This is a genomic window from Pseudobdellovibrionaceae bacterium, from assembly GCA_019637875.1.
Lineage (GTDB): Bacteria > Bdellovibrionota > Bdellovibrionia > Bdellovibrionales > Bdellovibrionaceae > JAHBUW01.
Window position 1 is genome coordinate 529,393 of the sequence record JAHBUW010000001.1, and the last position, 25,251, is coordinate 554,643.

Consider the following 25,251-nt stretch of genomic DNA (forward strand, 5'->3'; position numbering starts at 1 on the left):
AGTCCGGAACGCGGAAATCCGCGACCGCGGCGGCGCTGGGGGCGGTCCGGAGCGCGGATGGAAGGGCCGCCGCGCTCAGGGGGCGGCGGACGTACGGACCCCGATCAGGGGCCACGAACACACAGACCGATGGTCGAACCGCCGCTGGTGGGGCGGCAGAGCTGACCCGAGGGGCAGTTATTCATGCGGACGTCGCAGCCTTGAGCCGTTTGGTTCAGACACTGCGAAGCGATCTGGGTGCCGGCATACTGATTTTGCGGAATGTTCACCCACTGCGTGTTCTGCGCGGGGCCATTCATGCCCCAGTTGAAATAGACGACGGGCTGCTGAACGAAGAATTGATTCGTGGGGGCGCAGGCGACGCTCTGGCCGTTGAAAACGGGGGTAAAGCCGTAGGGGCAACCGCAATAATCCTGCTGGGGTTGCCATTGGTAGGGCCAGTACCAGCCTTGGGGATATTGACCGGGATATTGATTCTGCGGAATGCAGCCGGGAACCAGCAACTGGGCGTTACAAGGCTGCGGCGTCGTCGCGTAAGTGGTGGGCACGGGCGCGGCGGCGGGCGCCGGGGCGTTGCCTCCGGAGTCCGATTTCTGGCAGGCCGCGAGGCCAAACAGAACGGCGAAAATGCTCCACATCAAAGCCTGCTTCATACGCGCTCCTTCACATGACAATCCATTCTCAGAATTATCAAATTTGATGCCTCGAAGAAGAGGGGCTCAGGGTGAACCTATTGCAGTCCACACTTTGGACAGCGACCAAAATCGTCACTGGCGACTCAATTGGGGCACGTCCAGTTCCCGACGGAAGCGGCCTCTGCGGGCTGCATCAAAATTGACTTCAATTGGGCCCACTGACCAAAATGGAGGCTCATTGTGTCGGATGATTGGCGCGCAGTGTCGCGCCGCCGAAGGGGGAAGAGATGCGGATCACACTATTAAGCCTCGGAGTCGTGTTGGGATGTTGTTCGTGGGCTTCGGCCGCGATTCCCAAAGCGCAGGTGAATCCGTCGCGGATCCTGATCGGGAACTCGTCCACTCAGGGCGGAAAGTCCGGACAGGCCTTGGCGTTGATGGATGTCCGCCATTCGGCCTCGAAGAGCGGAAAGATGGAGCGCGTGGTTCTCGACTTCGGGAGCTCGGATTTGAAGGACGCGAAGGGACTCGTTGGCTACTACCACGCCGAGCTTCAGCAAAATCCCGCACGTCTCGTGCTGGAGCTTCCGCAGACCTACGCTTCGCGCTTGCCGGAAAAAGAGATTTTGAAGCGCCTGCAAAAATCCAATTACGTTCGCAGCGCGCAGGTGGGTTTCGATCGCAATCTGCAAAGCTTGACGATGGTGTTTCAGTTGAAGCAGCCCGTGCAGGCGCGCGTGGCGCGAGTCACGAATCCCGAGTCGACCGGCAAGATCGTGATCGACTTTGCGCCGGACACGCCCCAAGCGCGCGCGGCCCTCGCGCGTCGTCAGCAGCAGCAAGCAAGTCGTCTGCGCGCGGCTCCCGAGCCGGGCGTTCGTGCGGCGGCCTCGCGAACCGCACCCGGTGTGGGCTCACGTCAACGTGCTCCCGCGACGGCGCCCGCGAATCGCATCGCGGCACCTGCCGCGCAAACCACAGCGGCTCCTGCGGCGCGGACGAGAACGGCCACTCCGGGCGCGAAGGCGACAGTGGTTCCCGCAGCGCGGAAGGCGACGGCGGATCGGGCTGCGGCCTCGTTGCGTGAGGCTCCGGCTCGTCAGGCTCCCGCTCTGAAAACAGCGCCGGTATCGAATGGCTTTTTCGATAGCGCACCGGTTGCGCCCGCCAAGGCGCTTCCGCCGAAGAAGAACGCGCGTCAGCCGGAGGGTTTGACCGACGCCGATCGCGCGGCCGCTGAATCCGTTTTGTCCCCGAAGGCGAATCGCTGATGAAGGCGGGGTTGTTGGGTTGGGTCTGCGGTTTCGCGTTGGTGTTGGGCGTTTTACCGGCCCACGCGCGCCAGCTCAATCTGATCAATGAAAGCTTCGCGCCTTATCTGCGTGGCGGTTACCAAGTTTCCAATCTGAAAAAGTCTTCGTTCGCCGAGTCCAGCGGGACCGGCAATGAGTTTAGCGGCGATTTGCCGTTCATCGCGAACTACGAGTTCGGTTTCGTGTGGGCGATCAAAGAGGTTTCGCTCCGCTTCGGCTTCGAGGTGATCCGTCCCCGGGCCGAGAAGGGCATCTTGGCGACGAACGCGTCGGGGACCGAACTCTTCACGGTGGATACCGATGTGTCGGGTTACGTCCCGCGGTTGGGCGTGGATATCAACATCAAGCAGTGGCCGAGCGCGCGCATTTTTTTGAATGCGAGCTACGGCATGGCGAATGTCACCGTTCAGAACTCTTACGGCTTCACGGCGGCGGGACAAGCGGCCTACTCGCTGGCGAATTTCCGGGAGGAAGTGAAGGGCAGCGCGGCCCTGCAAGAGTACGCCCTCGGTTGGGAGTACAACGCCTTCGACACGACGACCATTGTGCTCGATGCCGGTTACCGTTACCTGAAACTCGACGGTCTTTCGCACAACGTGGACGTGACGAACTTCCAAGGCGCGGTCACGAAGGGCTCCAGCGCCCTCAATAACACCGGCGGCAATCGTGCGCTGGATCTGTCGGGCTATTTCGCCTCGTTGCACCTGCGGTTCTGGCTTTAGAATCCTTGGCGGGATGCTGACCACCGATGCCGATTGTGCGCGCCACAAAGAACTTGAAGATTCTCGGGCGAACGTGAGCCGCCGCCGCTGACGGGGCGGATGTGATCAATTTGCAGATAGCGGCGTGAGCCACAGGCTTTTCCCGTGCGCGCGTCCCGATACCCACAGGCCGCGTTTCGTAGCAGCGCTTTTCGTTGATTCGGAGGAATCTGCCGTGGGTTGCGGGAGGCGTTCTTTCGCGACGCGATTGCGGGGGCCCCATTCACTTCCGCATCGGAAGTGAGATCGAACTTGTTACCGCGAACCTCGTTTGTGAATTTTGCCGGGCTTGTCCGCGAAACCGATGTGCGAGCGGGACGATGAATCTCGGTGCGACGGCGGATTTCCTGTTTCGCGAGGTAGTGCGCGAGCGCGGACGCGTGCCGAGAGCTGACGGCGTGGACCGCGAGTTCTTCCGCCCGCCGCCAGTCGGCGTATTGCTCGGGCGTGAAGGTGAGCGAGAGGGTCACCGATCCATCGGCGTGGACCTGCGTTCGCTCGGGAGCTTTCACTTCGACTTTGAGTTCCTCGGCCAGAATCCGCTGGGTTTCGAAGACGTTTTGGTTCTCCAGCTTTTCGAGCAGCTCCAGTTTCGTTTCGGAGTCCATCTTCGTGGCGAATTTCTTCTCGGCGATTTTGATCGTTTGGGCGAGTAGCGAGATCTGCGAAAGATGGATCTGACCTTGCTCTATTTTTCGCGCGACGGTCGGAACTTCAATGAGAAATCGCGCAGCCGAAATCCGGCGTTGGGCGGCTCCGGCCGAGTAGCCGTAAGCTTGGGTGAGGTATTCGAAAAGGTTGGGATAGGCTTTGTCGAGATAGAGTTTGCGCCGGTCGATCTCGGCGATGCATTGGAGCACGAGATGCGTGATCTTCCGCTCGGTCCGCACGAGTTTGTCGAAGCGTTGGAGAAGGGAGGCGTCGGTGAGGGGCTGCAGAGCCATGATTTCGTCCTTTCGCAGCGGGAACGAGCGCAGAGTAACATGGGTTTTGGAATCCTGTTTTTGCGGTTTGTCTCTCTGGTGGAGGCTTTTCGGGAGGAGCGAAAGTCCCCCATGAGATTGATTTATCGCACGCAGGGGCCACGCAAATTCGTGGGGCACGGTCGGAGTCGTTTCCGAAAGAATCGGAGCACAGAGAGGGATCTGGTTCGCCGGAAATGGCGTCAATCGATTTGCGTCGAGAGACTCAGTGCGAAGTGATTTTTCGCACTTCCGAATCGGAAGTGCACCGCTGTCGATGGGGCAAGTTCTTTCGTCGGGACACGGTCGTCCTCAGCTCCGACTCCAACTCCTCGCCGATCTGGAGTTCCGATCTCGAGTCTGTTCCGAAATCCAATCGCCGGTTTGAGTCTCGGTTCTGAACTTCTAATCCCAGATCTGAACTCTCAATCCCAAATCCCAAATCCCAAATCCCAAATCTCAATCTCAATCTCAAATCTCAATCTCAAATCTCAATCTCAATCTCAAATCTCAATCTCAATCTCAAATCTCAATCTCAAATCTCAATCTCAATCTCAAATCTCAATCTCAAATCTCAATCTCAATCTCAAATCTCAATCTCAAATCTCAATCCCAAATCTCAATCCCAAATCTCAATCTCAAATCTCAATCCCAAATCTCAATCTCAAATCTCAATCCCAAATCTCAATCTCAAATCTCAATCTCAAATCTCTCAAATCTCAAATCTCAATCCCAAATCTCAAATCTCAATCCCAAATCTCAAATCTCAATCCCAAATCTCAATCCCAAATCTCAAATCTCAATCTCAAATCTCAATCTCAAATCTCAATCCCAATCCCAATCCCAATCTCAATCCCAAATCTCAATCCCAAATCCCAAATCCCAATCTCAATCCCAAATCCCAAATCCCAATCTCAATCCCAAATTCCAATCTCAATCCCAAATTCCAATCTCAATCCCAAATCCCAATCCCCAATCCCAAATCCCAAATCCCAAATCCCAATCCCATCGTTCCGCCGCCCCCACCCCCCCCTATCGCAACGGCCGCGCGAACCGTCGCGCGCAGACCTCCAGCACTTGCGGGGCCGGGACTTCCATGCGGCTATCGCGCGATTGCAGTCCCCAAAAGCCGCCCGCGACTTCCTGATCGCCGATCACCGCGAAGAGGACCGGGCGCAGGCGGTGGGCGAGCGCGAGACGCTTGGCTAATCGCCCCTCGCGGCGATCGACCTGTGCGCGCAGGCCCGCGCTCCGCAGACGCGATTCCCAATCGGCGGCGAACGCGCGGTGCTCTTCGCGCACGGGGATCAGAAGGATCTGTACCGGCTGCAACCAATCGGGCAGGCGTCCCGCGTGGGCCTCCAGCAAGACCGCAACGATACGTTCGAAACTTCCGAGCGGCGCCCGGTGCAGAATCCACGGGCGTCGCAACGAGCCGTCGGCGGCCGCGTACTTCAGGTCGAAGCGCTCCGCCGAAAGGAAATCCAGCTGCACGCTCGCGACCGACTCTTCGCCGCCCCCGAGTTTCATTTGCACGTCGATCTTCGGTCCGTAGAAGGCGGCCTCTCCCGGCGCTTCGAAGAACGGCCGCCCGCGCTCAAGCAAGACCGAGCGCAGCAGCTCTTCGGCCGCCACCCAATCCGCGACCGCGCCTTCGAAATCCGCCCGTGCGGGATCGCCGCAGGACAAACGAAAGCGGCGTTCGCGTAAGCCCAGATCCGCGTGCGCGCGGTCGAACAGATCGAGCACGCGGTGCAGTTCCGCGCGCGCGTCCTCGGGCGCCAAATAAATGTGCGCGTCGTTCTGGCAAAGGCCGCGCACGCGCGCCAGGCCCCGTAGCGATCCGCCATTTTCGTTGCGGTAGACGTGGCCGCACTCGGCCAAACGTAGCGGCAGCTCCCGGTAACTGCGGGGGCGGTGCCGATACACTTCGTGGTGATGGGGGCAGTTCATGGGCTTCAGGTAAAATTCGTCGCCTCCGTCTCGGAGCGGCGGAAACATATCCGCGCGGTAGTGGCGCAGATGTCCCGAGCTTTCGTAAAGAACGGCTTTGCCGAGATGGGGGCTGAGCACGCGCTCGTAGCCCGCGCGATGCTCGAGGTCGCGGATGTAGTCTTCGAGAGCCGCGCGCAAGGCCGCGCCCGCCGGAAGCCAAAGCGGCAAACCCGCACCGATGTCTTCGTTCAGACAATAGAGTTCCATTTCCTCGGCGAGTTGCCGGTGATCGAAGACGGACATAAAAATCTCCAAGCGCGCACGCGCGACGTTCAGGGGTCAGTCAAAAAAATTGAATTGTGGTGGGGCGAAAGCCCCAAAAGAAATTAGAACCCGGAACGGGTGGTGGTCGAAACCATCGAAGGACAGAATGAAATGGAAAGCGAGATCGCCGATTTCATATCGTTCATCTTAACGGCGGGAGCGCGAATTTCTCAAGATAGAGTTTTGAATAGGCGGCCCAAGAAATTCTTGGGCCGACTTTTACGAGTACAAAGAATCCAGTTCTTTCTTGTACTTGGTGTCCACGAATTTGCGTTTGATCTTGAGCGACGGGGTCAATTCGCCGGTCTCGATCGAGAAGTCCTGGGGCAGGATGATGAAACGTTTGATCGTCTCGTAGCTGGCCAGCTGGGAATTCGTTTCGGCGACGGCCTTGCGGACGCTGTCTTGGACCGAGGGGTGTTGGGTCAGCTTCGCCAGGCCCTCTTTGTCGGCCGACTCGGGGACGGGAAGCGAACGATCCTTCGCGAACTGACGCAGATTGACGATATCCAAGGTAATCAGCGCGGCGATGTACTTGCGTTGATCGCCGTGGATATGGACCTGCGAAAGCAGCACATTCATTTTCAGCATGCCTTCGAGTTTCTGGGGCGCGACGTATTTGCCGCCCGCCGTTTTGATCAGGTCCTTCTTACGGTCGGTGATTTTGAGCTGCCCGGTGCCGGTGACTTCGCCGATGTCGCCGGTTTTGTACCAGCCGTCCACGAAGGCCTCTTTCGTCGCTTCGGGGTTGTTGTAGTACTCGGTCATGACCTTGTCGGACTTCAGCAGGATCTCGCCGTCGTCGGCGATTTTGATCTGTACGTCGCCGATGGGCTTGCCGACGGTTCCGAAAACGTAGTCGAAGGGCGTGTTCACGCACACGGCCGCCGTCGTTTCGGTCAGGCCGTAGCCTTCCAGGACGAGCACGCCGCAGGCATGGAAGAACTCCGCGATCTCGGGGTTCAGCGGAGCGCCGCCGCTGACGGCGAAACGTAGGCGACCCCCGAAAGCGTCACGCACTTTTGTCAAGACCAGGCGATCGGCGATTTCAAACGAAGGGATCATACGCAAAGGAACGGGACGCCGTGCGATTTTCAGGTGACCGATGGTGCGCCCGATGTCGATCGCCCACGCGAAGAGTTTTTTGCGCAGCGGATTCGATTCAATCTGCGATTGGATCGCCAGGTAGATCTTTTCGAAGATGCGGGGAACGGCCATCATGATCGTCGGTTTCACTTCGCCGAGGTTCGCACGGATCTTTTCGATCGATTCGGCGAACGCCAACGTGAAGCCGAACGACAGGGAGCCCCACAGCTCGATCCGGCCGAAAATGTGCGAGTACGGCAGGAAGGTAAGCGAGACGTCGTGGTGGGTGACGCCGCAGAACGGGAAGGCCTCGTTCACTTCGCTGGCCACTTGCAAATGCGTGAGCAGAACGCCTTTGGGTTTTCCGGTCGTGCCGCTGGTGTAGATGATCGTGGCGGGATCGGTGATTTTCAGCGCCTTCATGCGCGTGCGCCATTCGGTCCCGAGCTCCGTGCGTTTCATCGCGCCCATCTTGCGTAGGTCCGCGAGGGGCAGGGCGGGTTTTCCCGTATCGGCGGTGCCCGCTTTCGGCGCGTCCATCACGAAGACCTTTTCGATTTGCGGACAATCCGCTTCGCAGCCGCGGAAAATTTTGAGCAGATTCGAGTTTTCGGTGAAGAGCATCCGCGCGCCCGAGTCGGTCAGGATGTAGTGCAACTCTTCGGAGGTCATCGTGTGGTAGATCGGCACGACGATGATTCCTTGCGAAAGGGCGGCGGTGTCGATCAGCGTCCACTCGTAACGTGAGCTGGCGAAGATCGCGATCTTCTCGCCCGGCTTGACGCCGAGATCGATGAGCGCGGCGGCCATCTCTTCGACCATGATCGCGTAGTCGGCCCAGCTGACTTCGCGCCATTCGCGTTTTTGTTTAAACTTGATCGCGGGAAGGCTCCCGCGCGCGGACATCTGCTCGACCCATTGGGGGAAAAACGGCTGATTCACGTTCATGCGCAGGGTCTAACGCCGGGGGCCCGAGGTTGCAACCCCAGGGAACGGATTTCTTTACTGAGTCTGGCCGGTCCGGCCCAAGATCAAACGGACGGCGCGGCGTTGGCCGACGCCCACGATGACGGTTTCTTCAGCATAGAGCTGGGTCAGCGGATTGTAGACGCGGATCTTCACGGGAACGCCCGCCGGGACGGGATAACGTTGAATCGGCGGTTTCTCGGCCAGGCGGACGCCGTTGACCGAAATGACGGGCTCGCCGCCGCCATTGATGACGTCGACGCCGATATAACCGGTCGGGGGTTCGGGCTGTAACGTCGCGCGGATGGTGACGCCCTCGGCGCTCGCGGCCTTCATCTCGCCGCGATCGTACGGCAGATATTCTTCTTTCACCAAAGTGATGCGGAAATTTTTATTCAGTTCGATCCAGCCACGGTAGGGCGTAAAGCCCCGGTTTTGTCCGTTGACGTAAACGGTCGCGCCGGTGGGCTGCGAGTGGATCGCGAGCGGAACCTGCTCGACGAATTTACTGTCTTTCGTATCGCTGGTACTGTCGTTGGCAGAAGGCGAAGTCGTCGTCGTCGCACCTGCGTCCGTCGAGGATTCGTTGATCACACCCGAAGGGGCACCGGCGAAGATGCCTTTCAGCTGCGCGAAGGGTTTGCCGTCCAGCAAGGCGCCGGGGCCTTGGAAGAAGACGAAGGCCAGCGCGACCAATACGAACACCCCACCCGCGATCGCGCCGGGGGGAAGTCCCTTTTTCTTTTCGCTCGGGAAGGGACGCGCGGTGATGCGCGACTGCGTTCCCGTCGGCAGCCCCGGATGCGTTCCGGGAAAGGTCCCGGGATGCGTGCCGGGACGGCTGTAGGAGCCGCCAGGCGTCGTGCGCGAGGCCTCTTTCAGCTGCGCCGCAAGCCGCGGCGAAGTTTCGGGGCGATCCTGCAAGCGCAGGTTCTGCACGTCGACCTTCGAGTTCTCGGGAACTTCGAGTTGGAGCGGTTCATCTTCCGACACCTGATCCGCCGGCGGGGGCGCGATGATCGCGCCGGCACGGCCAGGAGGCATCGGCACCGAGTTCAAACTCGGCGGCGGCATCGCGACGTGATTCACTTGCGCGGCCGGAGGCGGGAAGCTGTTCGCCAAATGCGGAGCCGTGTCCGTCGCGGTGACGGTCGCGGTCGCGGTTTGGGTGACCGCCGTCTTTTCTTCTTCGATCTGCAACTTCGCGTACTCGGCGAACTTCTTACGGTTCTCGACGTACATTTTGTTGTAGAGCGACTTCATGAACTTCGAGAACTCCTGAGTCGAGAACTCGGGATACTGAACGTTCAAGAAGCGGTTCAAATCTTTATGGAATGCCGCCGAGGTCTGGTAGCGCAGCGAGCGGTCCTTCGCGAGCGCTTTGTTGCAGATGCGCTCCAGCTCGGGAGGGATATTCGGATTGATCTTACGCAGCGAAGGGATCTGGCACTCGCGCACGCGGCGTAGCGTGGCCGCTTCGCTTTGCGCGACGAACAGACGGTCTTTCGCGAGCAGCTCCCACAGCACGATGCCGAGCGAGAAGATGTCCGTGCGCAGGTCGACGGATTGACCGTCGGCCTGTTCGGGGGACATGTAACCGAACTTCCCTTTGATGGTTCCCGCGCGGGTGTGCTCCATCTGGTTTTCGGCTTTCGCGATACCAAAGTCGACGACCTTGATTTCACCTTCGAAGCTGAGCATCACGTTCTGCGGGCTCATGTCCCGGTGGGTGATGTTCAGCGGACGTCCGGTCGCGCCGTCCAAGCAGCGGTGCGCGTGATCCAGGCCCGAAGCGACTTCTTTGATCAGGTACACGATCTGATCGAGCGAGAAGTCTTTGTTTTCTTTCTTCATGTGGTTCAGAACTTGGCGCATGTTCTGACCTTCGACGTACTCCATGACCAAGTAGAACTGCGAGCGCTCGACCCCGAAGTCGAAGATCGAAACCACGTTCCCGTGGTTGAGGTTCACCGCGATCTTCGCTTCCTCTTTGAACATCTCGATGAATTCAGGATTGTCGGAGTACTGGGGAAGGATTCGCTTGATCGCGAGGAACTTGTTGATCCCGTTGGCACCAATGGATTTCGCAAGATACACTTCGGCCATTCCGCCGGAAGCGAGCTTCTCCAAAAGTAAGTATTTGCCAAAGGCCTCAACCATCGAATTCGGTTTCCTTCTAAGACTCGCATCGGTATATTCACCCCAAGAGTTAACGGATGTATTCGTAATCCCCGAAGAATCGGACCGGATGGCGAGCGTCCCAAGACGGGAACTCTGGGCCAAAGTCGGGGAGTCACCACTGGACTGGTGATCGGGACCGGGATAAAGGACAAACCATGAAATGGATCGGGCTGACGGGCGGAATGGGGTCGGGAAAGTCCGCGGTGACCGCGCTGCTTCGCGCTCGAGGGTTCACGGTCATCGATGCGGACGTCGTCGCCCGCAAAGTCGTCGAGCCGGGGACCCCGGGACTCGCGCAGGTCGTGCAGGCCTTTGGTCCAGGTGTGTTGAATGCCGAGGGTGAACTCGACCGAAAAAAACTGGCCGCCCAAGTCTTCGGCAAACCGGACGAACTGCGGCGTCTCGAAATGATCCTCCATCCTTTGATCCAACAAAAGGTCGCCGATCGGCGACAAGAGGCCGCCGCCCGCGGCGAAGCGCTCGTCTTCTATGATGTACCGCTATTGTTCGAGAAAAATTTGGGCGCGCAGTTCGACGCGGTCGTCGTCGTTTGGAGTACGCAAGCGCAGCAAATCGAGCGCTCCATGAAACGTGACGGCGCCTCGCGCGAGGATGTCGAAAGACGGTTAAGCGCGCAAATTCCTCTCGCCGAGAAGAAGTTGAAGGCCGACGTTTTGATCGACAATTCGGGAACGCTCGAGTCTTTGCCCGTCAGGGTCGACACGGCTCTGAAGGCGCTCGGCTAAGAGATTCAGTTAAAAAGGAAATTCATCGGCGGCGAACGTCCATCCCAGGCCGATCTGGGCCGATGCGCCCAAAAGTCCCGCGCGCACGACGATTTCGGCGCGCAGTTGACGATTCAAACCGAAGAGATCCTCGAAGCCCGCGCGGGCGCGCAAGTGATAACTTTCGATATTCACGAGCGCCGCCATTTGATCGCGGGTTTCGTAAAATGCGCCCAGGCCGAGACCCCAGTAAGGCTCGCTGTAGTCGCCTAAACAGCAAAAGCGATGCGTATCCCAATGCAGTCCCCAAATGTCGCGGTCCGCGACGCTGAGCCCGTAACTTTGCCCGGTTTCGTTTTGGTTATCGTTTTGGAAGGTGAGGGTCAGCCAGGGAATCGTGCGTGGGGCCGTTTCTTCGATCGCGCCACTGATCAGTCCCAGGCCGACGATGCGTGACTGAGTCCGCACCACGCGGGTCGCGGAAATCGCCGGCGCGTTCGCGGTGATCGGTAAAAGCGCGGCGGCTTCGGGGTCCGGCGCCACGCCGGTGTCCAAGCTCTCGTCGCGACTGAGCTCGGCCGGTAGGCTCTGCGCGGGGGGCGGGGGCTCCGTGGGACGTAGCGCGCGACCCGGACCGGGACTCACGGGCGCCGCGACGGCGACCGAAGTCGCGATGAGCGGCGTCAAGACCAAGGTCAATATTTGAATCGTGAGGGCAGGACGCATCGACGAAATCATATCAGAAGTTTGGGGGATCAGAATAAAATTCTAGAGTGCTTAGTCGTAAAACTCCCGCGTTGCTCTTACTGACTTTCCTCTTCGGGGGAATTCCTCTCGCCTTCGCGCAAGAAGGTGTGCACACGTCCATTCACCGTCTTTACGAATCGCCGCGGGCGATGGGCATGGGCGGCACGTCGATCGCGGTGGCGAACGACTACAGCGCGATCTTCCAAAATCCGGCGGGACTTGCGCGGTTTGAAAACTGGCAGTTCAACGGATCGCTCGAAGTGGGACTGTCGGCCGAACAGCTCATGGCCTTCACCTCCGAACTCGATCGCGCCTCGAAAATCGAGAACGAACAGGACTCTTTCAACGCCACCGTCGAAGTTCTGCAACGTAACTACGGGAAACAGTACTCCCTGCGCACCGGAGTTTTTCAGGGGATCTATGCCGCGCCCAACTGGAGTTTGGCGATCATTCCCGCGGAGTTGACGCTGGATTTGCGCGTGCACAATCAAGGAACACCGGCGATCAACGTGCGCGCGTTTCTGGATACGACGATCGCGTATGGTTACGCCAAAGCCTTCGCGGTCGAGGCGCTTCCGGGTCGGTGGTCTTGGGGTGTGACGAGCAAGTTCGTGAACCGCGGTTACGCGAACAAACAGGTGAACGCGCTGGATTTGTCGGTGGACCCCGAAGTCTTCCGCGCTTCCGATTTGCGCGATGGTTCGACGGTGGACTTCGACATCGGATTTTTGTATTCGCCCGCCGCGGCGAACGGTTGGCTTGAGGCCACGCGTCCCACCTTCGGTTTCGTCGCGCGCAACGTTTTGGATTACGGCTTCAAGAACTCGTTGAACCTTTTTAACAAAGAGGACACCGAGCCGCCCGAAAAACTTCACCGCACCTTGGACTTCGGATCGAAGTTCGAGCTGCCGTCGTGGTCGATCTTCAACTGGCGTCTGGCCGCGGATTTCCGCGATGTTCTGCATCCGAGCTCTTCTTTGCGCAAGTCCACCCATCTGGGGGCCGAATTCGATTGGACGATGATGAGCCGGTGGAAAGGGCAATACCGCATGGGCGTGAACCAAGGTTATCCGACCTTCGGTGCCAGCTTCATGATGCTGATCTTCCGCATGGATCTCGTCACCTACGGCGAAGACATCGGTGGCCCGAATTCGCCGCGCGAAAACCGCATGTGGAAAGTGAAACTCAATTTAGACATTTAGGGCAGGTCACGGCTTCGCCGTCGACGCATTCCACGTCATGCACGTCAGGGCGTGCAGAGGTTTGTTTCGAGCTGCGAGCCGATCTGTTCATCGGTTGTTCCGCCGCCCACCGCCGCCGCGTACTCTTTGCAGACGGGGTCGGGGTTTTCCTTCCCTTTGCAGTTTTGCTCGTAAGCCGCGCGGGTCGCCGAGCCGATCACCGCGCGTGAAGCGGGCGTCGCGTTCGTGCAGAGTCCTTCGCGAATTTGCGATTCGGTGGGGGGAGTGCCCGTCGTGGGATCGTACAAAGTCACCAAGCCGAGCGCGACCGTCGCGATGCGGGTCATCGAAGACAGATAGATCATGCCTTTCGAACTCGAGCCCTGGCAGCTCGCAAAAGCGGTCTCGCTGAAATTCAGATTGGTCGTTTTGTCGTATTTCGATGCCGAGAAGGCCATGAAGGACAGCACCGCGATGGTCGAAGATCCGCCCCCACCGTTGTTGCCGTCCTTTTTCAGTTCTTCCGAGACGCGCGAAAGACGGCCGGGATCGCTGAAGCCTTGATCGATGAAGTAGGCCGAGCAGCGAACGAGCTCGGCGCCGGCGGTTTCGACACCGTCGACTTTCGACAGACAGGCCAGCGCCGTGTCCGAGGTTGCGCGATCCAAACAATCCTGGGCGTCGGCGACCTTATCCGCGTTCGAAGGCGCGCAAGCGGCCAAACCCAGGGTGGTCATTGATGTGAGCAGAAAATTGCGGGCGGTCCGATTCATCCCAAACATAGATAACGTATCGGAAAGCGGGCGGCGAGTCTGAAGCGTTCGTGTCGTACCGGTTTCAGGACGAAACGCCAGGTGGATCGAGCCGGGGCGTTGCGTGTCGTCCGGTCTTCGGTCCAGAAGATGTCGGTGTGGCGGATAAGCGCCTCAAAACGGGGCGGGGTTCTGCCGATAAGTCGTTCATGGCAAGGACGCCTCCGCCGTCACTGATGATGGCACTGATCACCACCCTCGTTTTCGCTCACGCCGCCCAAGCGCGTGAAGTGAGTCGCTTCTATATGGGCGCGCGGGCCGCCGGCATGGGCGGAGCCTCGATCGCGGTCGTGAACGACGAAACCGCCTTGATCATCAATCCGGCCGGACTGGGAAAACTGCGCGACTATTACGGCACGATCCTGGATCCCGAAATCGAGGGTTCGGACAACATGTTCGAGCTTTACCGCAAAAAATCGTTCTCGGGTCTTTTCGATCCCGAAAAAGTTTCGCCGTCCTTGCAGGAAAGCCTGACGACGCCGTACCACGCGCGCGCGACTTTGTTCCCGAGCTTCGTGGCGAAAAATTTCGGCATCGGTATCTTGGGACGTTACTCGCTCGATGCCCGCGTGGACGACACCGGGACCGAGATGGACACGCTTTACCAAGACGATCTGGCGGTGCTGCTGGGATTCAACCTGCGCCTGTGGGGCGGACGGATCAAACTGGGCGCCACCGGGAAATTCATTTCGCGAATCGAAGTCGACAAGGTCCTCAGCACGACCGGTGACATGAGCATCAACACGAACGCCAGTGAAGGCGCGGCGGTGGGGGCGGACGTGGGCTTGAGCCTGACCGCGCCCTGGGCTTGGTTGCCGACGATTTCCGTCGTCGCGCGCGATGTGGGGGGGACCGACTTTGGTGCGGGCGCGGGCCTGCGCAAGTCGACCGCGACTCGTCCGAATCGTATCGAGCAGGATATCGACGTCGGCCTCGCGCTGTTCCCCATTCATTCGAATAACACGCGTTCGGCCTTCACCCTGGAATACCAGAAGCTGAACGAAGCGGCCCGCGCCACCAGCAAAACGCGCTACATGCATTTCGGCTACGAGTACAACTACGGCGACATCTTGTTCCTGCGCGCGGGTATGAACGGGCAGTACTGGACGACGGGAGTCGAGATCGCGAGTGAAAACACGCAAGTGCAGCTGGCTTATTACGGAGTGGACGTCGGTACGGACACGAAACCCGAAGAGCAGCGCCGCTGGTTGATGAAGTTCGTTTTCCGCTACTAGAGGAGGGACGTCATGACATTGAAACGTTACGCGACCCTGACCGTGGCCGCGATTTTCCTATTCACCGGGTGCTCGAATATCTATGCGCCGCTGGCGAACAAAGATTCCGACGAGGCCCGTTACGAAGACGCGATGAAACTACTGAACGATGCGAAGTACAGCGAAGCGGTCGCGCGGTTCGAGTCGCTGAGCGCCGATTTCATGCGCAAAACTTCGGTCCGGCAGTATTATGCGGGGGCGTTGGCCGGCAAATGCGGCTACAGCATGGCGGGCTTCGTGACGTTCCTGAGCACCGCGGACTTCACCACCTCGCCGTTTTTCAAATCGCTCATGAATCAGTTCACGGGGCGCGTCGTCGCGCCGGAGTTTTGCAAAGCGGCCGAAGGGGTCATCAAGTCCATTTGGGCAGAGGAGACTCCGACCGCGTCCCAGCAGTTCTTTATGGTGATCCTGTCGATGTCCAAGATCGGCGCTTACTTGCGTGCGAAAGGCGACATCGACGGCACGGATGACCTGGGCGACAGTGATCCCGACGCGTCCTTCAACGTTTGCAATACCTCGGACTTCACCGACGACGACGTCAAAGAAGTCGTGACCGGATTTTCGTTGATGCTCATGAACATCGGCGGATTCATCGGCTCTATGTCCGGGGGGACGGCCGACACGATCAACGACATCAACGCCGCCTGCGGCGTTCTTTCGCCGAATCCTTGCGCGACCACCGAGGCGGCCAACGTGGACGCGGGTATGATCACGAGCATGCGCAATATTCTGAATACCGGCGCGGCGAACCCGGCTTTGCCCTTGGGAATCGGTAGCTGCGTCAATCCGGATATCACTCAATGCTGTCCATGAAACGTTTGCGCCCTCGGTGGCGTCTTTTTCTAGCGGTCTTGACCCTCGCGCTGAGCGCGGTGCTCAGCGGTCATGCCGAAGCGGCGGAGCTTCGCTCGTTCGGTCAGAACATCCGCGCCCTCGGGATGGGCGGCGTGCGTCTGACGACGGGAGAGGACGCGGCGGTGCTGCTGTGGAATCCGGCCGGCCTTCGGCTCAGTGAAGGCATGCGGTTGGACATTTTCAATTTAGGTCTCGGCACGAACGGGTACCAGAACTACCAAACCTTCACGCAAATGGGCACGATCCACGGTCTTGAGGATCTGACGCCGCTTTACGGAAAGCCTTTTAACGTGGGCGTGAATGGGTACGCGGCGATGTCGTTCCCGAATATGGGGTTCGCCGTTTTCGATGAGGGTTGGACGGATATCAAGTTCAACAACCCGGCTTTCCCCGAGTTGAACGTCGCCTATTACAACGACTACGGTTATGCACTGGGGGGAGCCTTCGGCGTCGGCCCCGTTTCTTTCGGTGTTTCCGTGAAACGCATCACGCGTTCGGGCGGGTACAAAACGATTGGCGCCGAGATGCTCGATGGTTTCGACACTTCGACCGTGACTTCGATGTTCACGGACGAAGGCGTCGGTTACGGCCTGGATTTGGGCGTTCTTTTGCGGGCGCCCGCGCCTTTCAATCCCACCTTGTCGATCGCTTGGCAGAACGTCGGTCATACGGAGTTTCAGCTCTCGAAAGGTACGATCACTCCGCCCGGAATTCGTGACAACGTGGTGTTAGGGGCGACCATCGACGGCGATGTGGGTTTGGCGGGATTCGCGGCGGGAGTCGAGTATCGTCACGTCGGTTTGCCGGGAGAACAACTCGGTAAGAAAATCCACATGGGCGCGGAGCTCAGTCTATTGAATCTGGATCTGCGCGCCGGTTTCTACCAAGGCTACACGACCTACGGCGTGGGCCTGGACCTCTTTTTGGTGCAACTCGACGCCGCTCTTTATTCGGCCGAACGGGGAGCCTACCCGGGGCAAACACCCGATCAGCGTATCAATGTCGGTTTGTCGGCGAGCTTCGGCTTCGATCCCGACTTCAATCTGATTTCGTTCGGCGGCAAGGGCCGCAAACTCAAACAACGCCGCTAAGATCCACTTTCGACCCGACCTCGACTTTTGTTGCGATAGCGCATGATCGACATGATCGATTGTTGTCGGCCGTGACAAGCCCCTGCGAGAATAAAACCTCATGATGAAGAGGACTTGGCTCGGTTTCATAGTTGCGGCATTCGGGGTCACATTGTTGATGACCGAAAGTGCGCTCGCGCAAAACTCGGCGCCCACGGTCACGGCCCCGCGTCCCGGCGCGAAAAGACCCGCGCGCCGATCCGCGCCCGGCGCACGTGCGCGGACCGCGCTTCCCGATAGTCGTATCGACAACAAAGTCGTCGTGTTGCGTGAAGGTCGACCGCTCCCGCTGAAAACCAATGTCCGCTGGGATTTCCTCGAGGTCGCCCCCGGCGCGAAGGCCTTCTTCGCGCAAGTCGTCATCGTCCCGCCGCCCGGTGCGCGCATCACCGAAATTTCGGGCGCGAACGTGGTTTCCAAACCGGGTTGGTTGCGTGCGGATGCCGCACTTTTCGCGTTGGGTTCGATCGTCACGGATCTGAAAGTCAAATTCGCCGACGGGCGTGAGGAAACTTGGAAGGCGCAGGCCGAGTTCACCAGGCCCGCGTTCCGCATGAAGGGCTGTATCGAGGCGGGGCTGAAGGTCGTCTCGGCCGATAGCTCGGTCCCGAACGTTTTCTTCGCGGCGGAATGTACGATTAAAGAAGACCGCGTGGTTTTCAACCCTTCGGTTCCCGGTGATTTGGAGTGGGACGTGACCACCATCTTCGAAACCGACGGTAAGGGCGAGCGCTGGAAGATGTTCGAGATCTCGCGCAACAACTTGGTGACCGGTGACGACGTCGTCGCGACGCTGGGGTTCCGTTATCAAGGCCGGAAAACATCATTCCTCGTGGTGCAAGATCGCGGAGTGTTCGCATCGGCGCAAGACAGACTCCGCAAAGAGCGTCGCGATGGCACGCGCGCGCGTTTTGATTTCGGCGCGGCGCAATTTTCGGCGACGACTCCGGTCACGACCGCTTCGAGCTCAAGTTTCTTTCTGGGCGGTGACGTCCTGACCCGCGAGCTGCTATGGGGCCTGCGCGGGATCGCGCAAGGGCGCTACATTTTTCCGGTGCAGCGGGCGAGCGCGGTCAGCTTTGCGGGCGGCGTCAGCTACGTCTACGGTGATTTCATGCCGGGCTCGAATATGTTCGGCGCGGCGGGTGAGTACGTCGTTTACCAGCAAAACCAAGAGGCCGACGGCAAATCGATCACCTTCCAGCACAGCCAGTTCGGCGTGAATCTCTTCTACCTGCGGATGATGTCCACGACCTCGGAACTCAAAATCGCGCTGAAGTACAACGGACTCGGCGGCGACTCTTCGGGAATCGCGGCGGACCTCGTTTACGAGGGCCTGCTGGGCACGGAAACGCGTTGGGGATTGATGCTCAGTTACGCGAATCAGGCCGCGAAATCGACTTCCGGATCTTCGACGTTTACGCAGATGTTCCTGGGCGGAAATCTTTCGTTCTAGGGATCTTCCTTACAGCTCGGGTAGATGAAGACCCCGCCGCCGCTCCACAGGCCGCGGTACCCATTACAAGTGATGAGCGATTTGTAGTTCGTGCATTTGTCGGTGCGCGCGACTTTCATGCGCGAATAGGCGGTGACTTGGGTTCCGTGGGTGACCACGCCCGAACCCCACGGCAATCCGCAGAACCAGACGGGCGCGCCGCCCCCGTCGCCGGTGATGCGGCCTTGGGATTTGTCGCCCTTGGGGCCGGTGGGATCGCAGGCCGATTCGCAGGCGGCAAAGCGGTGCTCAGGATAGAGCGCCCGGTCGCCGAATTGACCGCTGGCGCAGGTGAGCGTCACCTGATTGTTGTTCGCATAGCAAGAGGTCCCGCAAGGCACGTTCTGCAAGCGGAAGAACGAGTAGCGCTCGCCGTTTTGCAATTTCACGCCGTCGGGAGTCGTGCAAGTTTGGCAGTTCGTGGGGTTCGCGCAGGTGGGCGACGGGTACAACGCGGGATTGCCGTTCAGCGTCCCGTCATTGCAGCTCAGACTCATCACCAATGAACTGCAGGAGGTCCCGCAGGGTGCGGTCGCGGCCTTGTAACGTGCCGTCGAAGCACCGTGATTCAAAGTCGTGCCGTCGGGAAGGGTGCAAGTGCGGCAGGTGTTGTTGCAAAGGGACGACGTGAAGATGCTGGGCGCCGCGGGATCGGGACTCGTGGTGGCGGCGTCCTTCATCACCCCACCCGCGCACATCAACATTTTTGATTCGCACGCGGTTCCGCAGGTCATGACGCTGGGTTTGTAAAAACGGGCGCTCGTTCCGTCTTCGACCTTCACGCCACCATGGTCGCAGTCGCAGCGACGTTGCCAGCAACTGCGGACGACCTTGGTCTCGCCGATATCGACGTATTCTTGGCCGGGACGGCGGACTTGCAGTTTCGCGAGTTGGCAGCGCATCTCGAGGCGATTGTCCATACACGAGGTGCCGCAAGCGGCGAGATCCGTCGTGTAGACCGCGTTCAAAGACTCGCCACCCGGCAGCGTTCCGCCCCAGGGCAGCACGCATGCGGCACACGCGGGGCCGACGCAATTCGCTTGGGCGTCGCGATCCGGGTCGGACGCCAGATCCGCCACGTCCACACGCCCGGTGCAGGCCGCGAGCGACGAGATCAGTAAAAGGGCGCTGAGCAGGCGGTTCATCATCATCATGGGCACGCATCCGTGCAGCTCAAATAGGGGAACTGCGTTTGTCCGCTCATGACGCCGTTGTCACAGCGGATGAAGCCCATAAAACTCGAGCAGCTTTCGTTGCAGGCCGCGGTGGTGCGCGAATAGGCGGGGATGTAGCCGCCGGGCGAAATCCGTTGCGCAATCGCGGTCGTATCGGTCGAGACGTAACCGTTCGCTTTCGGTAGGTAACAGAATGAAACCGGGGTTTGGACTTCCAGGCCGTAGCTCAGACAGAAGTAAGGCGGCTTGTTCACGTCGCAAGGCGCGCCGCCGCCACCGCCGCCACTGGAGCGTCGCCGGAAACCTTCGCCTTCGCCGTCATCGTTGCCGAGGCCGCCTCCCGAACCGCCGCCCGAACCGGGACCGATGTCGAAATCGCTCGAGCCCGTGCCGCCGCCCGTTCCCTGCGGCACGTTCACGCAGGTCGTGTGGGGGAACGTCGCCGTATTCGTATCGCCCGTCGTGCGGAAACCGGTTCCTTGCGCCAGGCAAGAGACCTGTCCGTACATTCCCGTGAGTTCGCACTTTTCGGGAGCGACGGCGCGATCTTTTTTGAACACCATCAACGGCGGATCGGTCGGTTGGAATTCGACGCCGAGATGGCGGCAGCCGCAAGCGAGCGCGCTGCAAGACGACGCGCGGAACTGATTCAAATCGCCACTGCCTTCCGCGAAGGTCAGGACATTGGACATGGGATCGCTGCACGTGACGCGAACCCGGTTGGCGGGGCCGTTACATTCACTTTGCATTCCGCAGGCGACGGTCGAGCTCTTGAAAAGCTCACGCGATTCTCCGGCGGGAATGATCTGCCCGCCGGGCGCGGTGCAACCGCAGGCGGTCGCTTGGCAAGCGGTCTGTAAGAAACCGACGTCGCCCATCAGCACGCCGTCGGTGCAAGTGACGCGACCCGGATTGCAAGCGATGTTGCAGGCGGGGAGTGCCTCGGCGAAGACGGCCAGACTCCCGCCGTTCGTGATGAGCTGAGTGCCGTGACGGCAACTGCAAGCGTTGGTGGTCGTGCCGGTACGGACGGAAGGGAATCTCGCGATGTTGCCGGACAAGTCGCGCACTTGCACTTGATTCGCCGGCAAGCTGGCCGAAGCCGCGGAGACTTCCATTTCGTTCGTCGCGGTCCAGGTGATCCCGCCATTGAAAGAATAGGGCTGGGGATGCAAGTCGGTCTCGTTGTCCTTGGCGAAGATCGCGAACTTCACTTTCTTGCAGATCGACGTGTCGACCGCGACCTCGGTGATCACGGGCGGCGTTGTATCGTCCGCGCAGGCGGTGCAAGAGGGACCACCCGCGGCCACGCACATCGGGCAGGCGGGAGGCGTCGTATTGATCGCGACATCTTTCGCGCCGTCGGTGGAAGGGACGCCGTTTTGCAGGCTGACCAGAATTTTTCCCGTACAACCCCAGGGCAGTTTTTCGAAATGGAACTGACGGATACGCGCGGTGCCGCGGGTGACGAGGTCGATGATTTCGTCGGGTTCTTTTCCGCAGACGCGCATTTCTTCGCACGGGCGCCACGACGGATCGGCCGTGAAGTTCGCGATGGTCACTCCTCCCGCGCAGATGGGCCCGGGGGTCAGCGTGGTCGCCAGCCGCGTCTCGTCTTTGCAGTAAACGGGCGCTTTCGGATTCTGGGTCACGACGAGGCGGAGGCTATTCACCGGCTTGCAGCCGGGTTTTTGCGCGGCGGTCAGGAAGGCGTCGTCCATCACTTCGATGGACGAGTCGACTTCGGGCATGACGTAGTCGCCCGTCTCGGCCAGGTTTTCCAAACCTTCGTTCACCGCGGCGGTGCACGCGGTGAGCCCGAAGATCAGCAGGGGGAAAAGCAGCAACTTCATCGGGCTCATTGTGCCAAAACTCCGATGCGGCTCAAAGTGAATTGCTGCGTTCCCTTCGCCTTCAGTCGCAGCGTCAAAGAATTCGCGCTGGCGGGCAGATTCACGTCGGCCAGAAGTTGTCCTTCCAGCGTCGAGTTCGTCAGATTCCCGCTGACCCCTCCGAATTTGGCGACGGGAGCTTGATACCAAGTGCCGGTCCCGTTGATCTGGAATTCCAGCAGCAGATCGCGCGGGACCGGCGTCGCGGCGGCGCCCCGATATTTCAGCGCGACGAGCAGGCGTTGGCTTGCGGGCGCGGGCAACGTCACCGCGCCCACGTCTTTGACGAGCGTCCAATTCGTGGCCGAGCTCACGCGCACGTTGGTCGAAGTCACATCGGCCCAGACGCGCGCGTGCAGTGGAAAGTGTTTGCCGATGAGCTGCGAGTAGCTGAAGGTCACGACATCCGGCAGGGTGATGTTGGAGCCATCTTGATAGCTGGTACCGCCCGAGCCCGAACCCGAAAGGCTTTCGCTACGGAACATGGACGAGGCCGCGTCGAGCGTTTGCGCGTTCGGCGTGTTCGTGCCGGCGATCAGTGCGCCCGAGTTGAAGTAACTTATGAACGAATCCACGGTCGGCACGACTCCGCCCATCATGCGGGGGGCGCCGACGGCGGCGTACGAGATCGGCAGCGAACGGGGTGACCACTGCAGCTGCGCGATGGTGCGGTTGATCGCGGGCGTATTCAGCGCCGAGATGAATCCGGCCGGAACCTGGCGCGCGGCCAGAACGGCGTCGATGTCGGGAATCATGTCCGGACGCCAAGTGACGCCGATCGAGGCTTTGACCTGGGTCATCACTTGGCGCACGTCGTAGGTCGCCGTGAAACGACTGGGGAACGCGCAGCCGTCGCCGGCATCGGCTGAAGGCGCGAGCGTCAGCATACTGAAATTGGAATAGGTATCCGTGCCCATACGCACGAGACGATTGGATTCGCCGATGGGGGCGGGCGCGACGTAGCGGTACTCGTCGGTGTCGTCGTTGAAAGGCGGTGTATAACGCGCCATCAATCCGGCGTTGTCGATCGCCCGGGGAGAAGCATTCGTATACTGGATCCGACTCGATTTTCCCGAGAGCGTATAGACCGAAGCGACCCGGCCGTCCGGTGATTCGACGGGCGCGTTCAGCGGCAGTCGCGTTTCCGGAATCATATCGAAGATGTCCTCGACGGCGATACCCAACGCGACGGCGATGGGTTTGCGCGAATTGGTGAAGCACGCGGTGCCCGTGATGTTCAAAACGAAATTTGCGTAGCTCACGCTCGTGAATCGGATCGTCGGTGACTCGTCCGCCAGGTAAGGATCGATGTAAACGCTGGCCGCCGTTTGCGCGGGGGTCGCGTCCATGTAGCCGGGTTGGTACTGGTAGACCGGCAAATCCAAAAAGCGCGCGCCGTCCGGAGTCAACGCGCGAAAGAAGAGCGTCCGCGCGGTGCCGTTCACTTGGGCCGGGGGAACCGCGTACTGGAATCCCAGTCGCACTTCGGCGGAGTTGCATTGGGCGAAGTAGTCGCCCCGCGCCCAACGGGAGGCTTGGATCGTGCTCAGCAGTGTGCCGTTCGCGGAGTTCAGGCGCACCTCGATCGGGAGCTGATCCGGAAAGCCGTTCAGGCAGGCCCAGCCTTCGATCAAAACGTCTTTCCCGCGCGCGGTCACCGAGACGACGGCGCCACGCAGTTGGGCGGCGCTGCGGTCCCCGAAGTTGAGCGCGGTTTTCGCGATCATTTTGTCGGTGATCAATCGGTCCGCGTCGTCTTTGATTTCGAGGTAGACGCCCGGGTCGACGAGCATCGATGAATTGCTGATGTCGAACGTACAGGTGGTGTTGGTGGTCACGCGGCAGGTCTGTCCGGTGAAGGTCGCGCTGAGGAAGTCGGGATTGGTGTAGGCGCGCATCGTCCAGCCCGTCGAGAGGTTGGCGTTCGTGACCGCCACGGTCACCCGCATCGTGGTTCCGCCGACGAGTTCGCTGCTGATCAAAGAGATCTGCGCCAGGGCGGGGGAGGTGCTGCTGACCAAACTTTCGATTTCTTGTTTCAGCGCGGGGAAATTCAAATAGCGCTGCGTCTGCACTTTTCCCTCAAGCGCGGCTTGGGGAACCGTGCTGGCCAGCACGATATCTTTCACTTGACGGGCCGTGATCTTCAGGCCCGCGGCTTTGGCGTAGTGGCGCACCCACAACGTCGCGGCGGTCACCATGGGAGCCGCGAACGAAGTTCCGCTCGCGATCGTGTATCCGCTGTCCAAACCCAGCGTGCGGATGGATTTTCCGGGCGCGGCGATATGGATTTGCGCGGGCGAAAAATTCGAGAACTCATCCAACTCGATGGGCGAAGCGACCTGTGCCGCCGTCGGCACGCTGGTTTGTCCGGTCATCGTGATGGCGCGCGGAGAGGCCGACGCCACGTTGATCTGACCGTTCACCTGGAAGCTCGCCGGAAAGTACCGGGCCTCGTCGAGGTTCTGTTTGACGTTACCGGCGGCCACGACGATCGAGATGTTGGCGGCCGCCGCGCGCTCCATGGCGTCCTGCAGGGCGAAATCGTTCGTGTTGAATCCGCCGAGACTCAGGTTGATGACTTCCGCGTTCACGTTGCGCAGCCAAGTCAAACCGTTCACGAGTTCGGTCGTGGTGATGACGCCTTCGGCATTACCGACTTGGGCCGAGTACAAAAGCATGTTGCCCGCGAACAGCCCCGCGCCGCCGCGGGCGTTGTTCATCATCGACACCATGACGCCGGCGACCGCGTTGCCGTGAAAGTTGCAGATCGCCGTGCAGCTGCTGGAAAAATTCGAGTTCACGATCGGCACGCCGGACAAATCCTCGTGCGAGGACTGCACGCCCGAATCGACCATACCCACGATCAGGTTTCCGCTGGTCGGACGGGGCAGCGAACGAAGGTACTCCATCACGCCCGCGCTACCGAGAACCTGGTGGTGGTATTGCCCGGCGACCCCGGGATCGGTCAGGTAAGAGGTTTGGTTCTGCCGGTAGGCGCGTTCGTCGGCGATGCCGATCACGCATTTGTTATTCGCGTGGCTGTACTGTACGAGCTCTTCAATGGCTTCAGCGGATAAGGGGTCTTCCGGATTGTAGCGGTAAGCTTGCAGCGAGTTCTCGAAATCGGGGCGCAGCGACTGGCGTTGCAGCCGGCAGACCAGCGCATCCGGATCCTGCGCGCACGCTTGGATTGCGCAGGGATTGTTGACCAAGACGGAAAGCTGCTGGCGGTAGGCGTTCGCTTTGCCGGCGGCGCGCATTTTCATTTGCACGTTCTCGGGCTCGTCGATGCGAACACGCTTTTCGAAGAAGGGCGAACGGGCCGGGGTTTCGATCAGACTCGTGTCGAAGTGGGTTTGACCGCAGTTCTGAAATAGCGCCGCGATCCCGAGGGCCGGGATGGCGAAGACGAGTAGTCTCAAATAGCGCGAATGCAGTCTCAGCAAGGCGATTCCCCCGACATTAGATATCGGCCCGGCGGCGCGGGGTCTAAAGCCGGTTTTTCGTCAAAAAACCAGCCGTTACGCGAGGTCCAGTGGGTCACCGGGATGTCTCGGAACGAGATTTTCCCGAAATGGGAAATGGTCGTGAAACGGTTCAGGTAAAGACGCCTCTTTCCGATAAGTCGCATTATGAACATTTCCTCATGGACCGGCTTCGCGATTGCATTCGGCGTGCTCTACTTCGGGGTCTTCAAAGGCGCGACGAATCCATTTTTGTTTCTGGATTCCCACGCCTTGATTCTCGTGCTCGGCGGAACGCTCGCGGCGACCTTGATCGCCTTTCCCTTCCGCCG

The 25,251-nt window shown here is 59.9% G+C and carries 18 protein-coding genes; 8 read left to right on the forward strand and 10 right to left on the reverse strand.

Translation table 11 applies throughout. The annotated features are described in order from the left end of the window. Positions 1 to 104 precede the first annotated feature (104 nt). Positions 105 to 653 (reverse strand): hypothetical protein, encoded by a 549-nt coding sequence (locus KF767_02640; protein ID MBX3016761.1) that lies wholly within the window; start codon positions 651 to 653, stop codon positions 105 to 107. A gap of 269 nt (positions 654 to 922) precedes the next feature. Here KF767_02640 and KF767_02645 point away from each other — a divergent pair, with 269 nt between their 5' ends. Beyond that, positions 923 to 1,906 (forward strand): hypothetical protein, encoded by a 984-nt coding sequence (locus tag KF767_02645; protein ID MBX3016762.1) that lies wholly within the window; start codon positions 923 to 925, stop codon positions 1,904 to 1,906. Continuing rightward, positions 1,906 to 2,670, forward strand: coding sequence for a hypothetical protein (locus KF767_02650; protein ID MBX3016763.1), 765 nt, complete (start codon positions 1,906 to 1,908; stop codon positions 2,668 to 2,670). Before KF767_02645 ends, KF767_02650 begins: the two co-directional genes overlap by 1 nt. Here the strand turns inward: KF767_02650 and KF767_02655 are convergent. The 4 genes from KF767_02655 to KF767_02670 all read right to left on the reverse strand — a co-directional run bounded on the left by KF767_02655 (position 2,667) and on the right by KF767_02670 (position 10,142). Further along, complete coding sequence (locus KF767_02655) at positions 2,667 to 3,653, reverse strand: HNH endonuclease (GenBank protein ID MBX3016764.1); 987 nt, start codon at positions 3,651 to 3,653, stop codon at positions 2,667 to 2,669. The genes KF767_02650 and KF767_02655 overlap by 4 nt on opposite strands. Before the next feature lie 1,050 nt (positions 3,654 to 4,703). Beyond that, on the reverse strand, positions 4,704 to 5,909 hold the full coding sequence (locus KF767_02660; protein ID MBX3016765.1) for a threonine--tRNA ligase: 1,206 nt from the start codon (positions 5,907 to 5,909) through the stop codon (positions 4,704 to 4,706). A 240-nt stretch (positions 5,910 to 6,149) separates the two neighbouring features. Beyond that, positions 6,150 to 7,964 carry a long-chain fatty acid--CoA ligase gene (locus KF767_02665; protein ID MBX3016766.1) on the reverse strand — a complete coding sequence of 605 codons (1,815 nt, stop codon included), beginning with the start codon at positions 7,962 to 7,964 and terminating at the stop codon, positions 6,150 to 6,152. Between the two features lie 54 nt (positions 7,965 to 8,018). Next, on the reverse strand, positions 8,019 to 10,142 hold the full coding sequence (locus KF767_02670) for a protein kinase (GenBank protein ID MBX3016767.1): 2,124 nt from the start codon (positions 10,140 to 10,142) through the stop codon (positions 8,019 to 8,021). Positions 10,143 to 10,318: 176 nt separating this feature from the next. On the opposite strand from KF767_02670, the gene coaE reads away from it, so the two are divergent. Beyond that, positions 10,319 to 10,909 carry a dephospho-CoA kinase gene (gene coaE / locus KF767_02675; GenBank protein MBX3016768.1) on the forward strand — a complete coding sequence of 197 codons (591 nt, stop codon included), beginning with the start codon at positions 10,319 to 10,321 and terminating at the stop codon, positions 10,907 to 10,909. A 9-nt stretch (positions 10,910 to 10,918) separates the two neighbouring features. On the opposite strand, the gene KF767_02680 is transcribed toward coaE, so the two are convergent. Beyond that, positions 10,919 to 11,614 carry a hypothetical protein gene (locus tag KF767_02680; GenBank protein MBX3016769.1) on the reverse strand — a complete coding sequence of 232 codons (696 nt, stop codon included), beginning with the start codon at positions 11,612 to 11,614 and terminating at the stop codon, positions 10,919 to 10,921. 47 nt (positions 11,615 to 11,661) lie between these two features. Here KF767_02680 and KF767_02685 point away from each other — a divergent pair, with 47 nt between their 5' ends. Continuing rightward, entirely contained in the window at positions 11,662 to 12,837 is a 1,176-nt protein-coding gene (locus KF767_02685; GenBank protein MBX3016770.1) for a hypothetical protein, read from the forward strand. A 44-nt stretch (positions 12,838 to 12,881) separates the two neighbouring features. Here KF767_02685 and KF767_02690 read toward each other — a convergent pair whose 3' ends face one another. After that, the gene (locus tag KF767_02690) at positions 12,882 to 13,553 is read right to left on the reverse strand and encodes a hypothetical protein (protein ID MBX3016771.1); all 672 of its coding nucleotides are present in this window, start codon (positions 13,551 to 13,553) and stop codon (positions 12,882 to 12,884) included. Positions 13,554 to 13,807: 254 nt separating this feature from the next. Between KF767_02690 and KF767_02695 the strand changes: the two genes are divergently transcribed. From KF767_02695 to KF767_02710, 4 genes are all read left to right on the forward strand, one after another. Beyond that, positions 13,808 to 14,863 (forward strand): hypothetical protein, encoded by a 1,056-nt coding sequence (locus KF767_02695; protein MBX3016772.1) that lies wholly within the window; start codon positions 13,808 to 13,810, stop codon positions 14,861 to 14,863. 12 nt (positions 14,864 to 14,875) lie between these two features. Continuing rightward, complete coding sequence (locus KF767_02700; protein ID MBX3016773.1) at positions 14,876 to 15,718, forward strand: hypothetical protein; 843 nt, start codon at positions 14,876 to 14,878, stop codon at positions 15,716 to 15,718. Beyond that, positions 15,715 to 16,851: a hypothetical protein gene (locus KF767_02705; GenBank protein ID MBX3016774.1), complete on the forward strand. Its 1,137-nt coding sequence runs from the start codon at positions 15,715 to 15,717 to the stop codon at positions 16,849 to 16,851. The genes KF767_02700 and KF767_02705 overlap by 4 nt, the downstream gene beginning before the upstream one ends. 100 nt (positions 16,852 to 16,951) lie before the next feature. Then, entirely contained in the window at positions 16,952 to 18,346 is a 1,395-nt protein-coding gene (locus KF767_02710; protein MBX3016775.1) for a hypothetical protein, read from the forward strand. Here KF767_02710 and KF767_02715 read toward each other — a convergent pair. The 3 genes from KF767_02715 to KF767_02725 are packed head-to-tail and all read right to left on the reverse strand — an operon-like array spanning position 18,343 to position 24,901. Beyond that, positions 18,343 to 19,539, reverse strand: a complete 1,197-nt coding sequence (locus KF767_02715; GenBank protein MBX3016776.1) for a hypothetical protein — start codon at positions 19,537 to 19,539, stop codon at positions 18,343 to 18,345. The two genes, KF767_02710 and KF767_02715, sit on opposite strands and share 4 nt — an antisense overlap. Continuing rightward, positions 19,536 to 21,413 (reverse strand): hypothetical protein, encoded by a 1,878-nt coding sequence (locus KF767_02720; GenBank protein MBX3016777.1) that lies wholly within the window; start codon positions 21,411 to 21,413, stop codon positions 19,536 to 19,538. Before KF767_02720 ends, KF767_02715 begins: the two co-directional genes overlap by 4 nt. Positions 21,414 to 21,418: 5 nt before the next feature. Next, positions 21,419 to 24,901, reverse strand: a complete 3,483-nt coding sequence (locus KF767_02725; protein MBX3016778.1) for a S8 family serine peptidase — start codon at positions 24,899 to 24,901, stop codon at positions 21,419 to 21,421. Positions 24,902 to 25,251 lie beyond the last annotated feature (350 nt).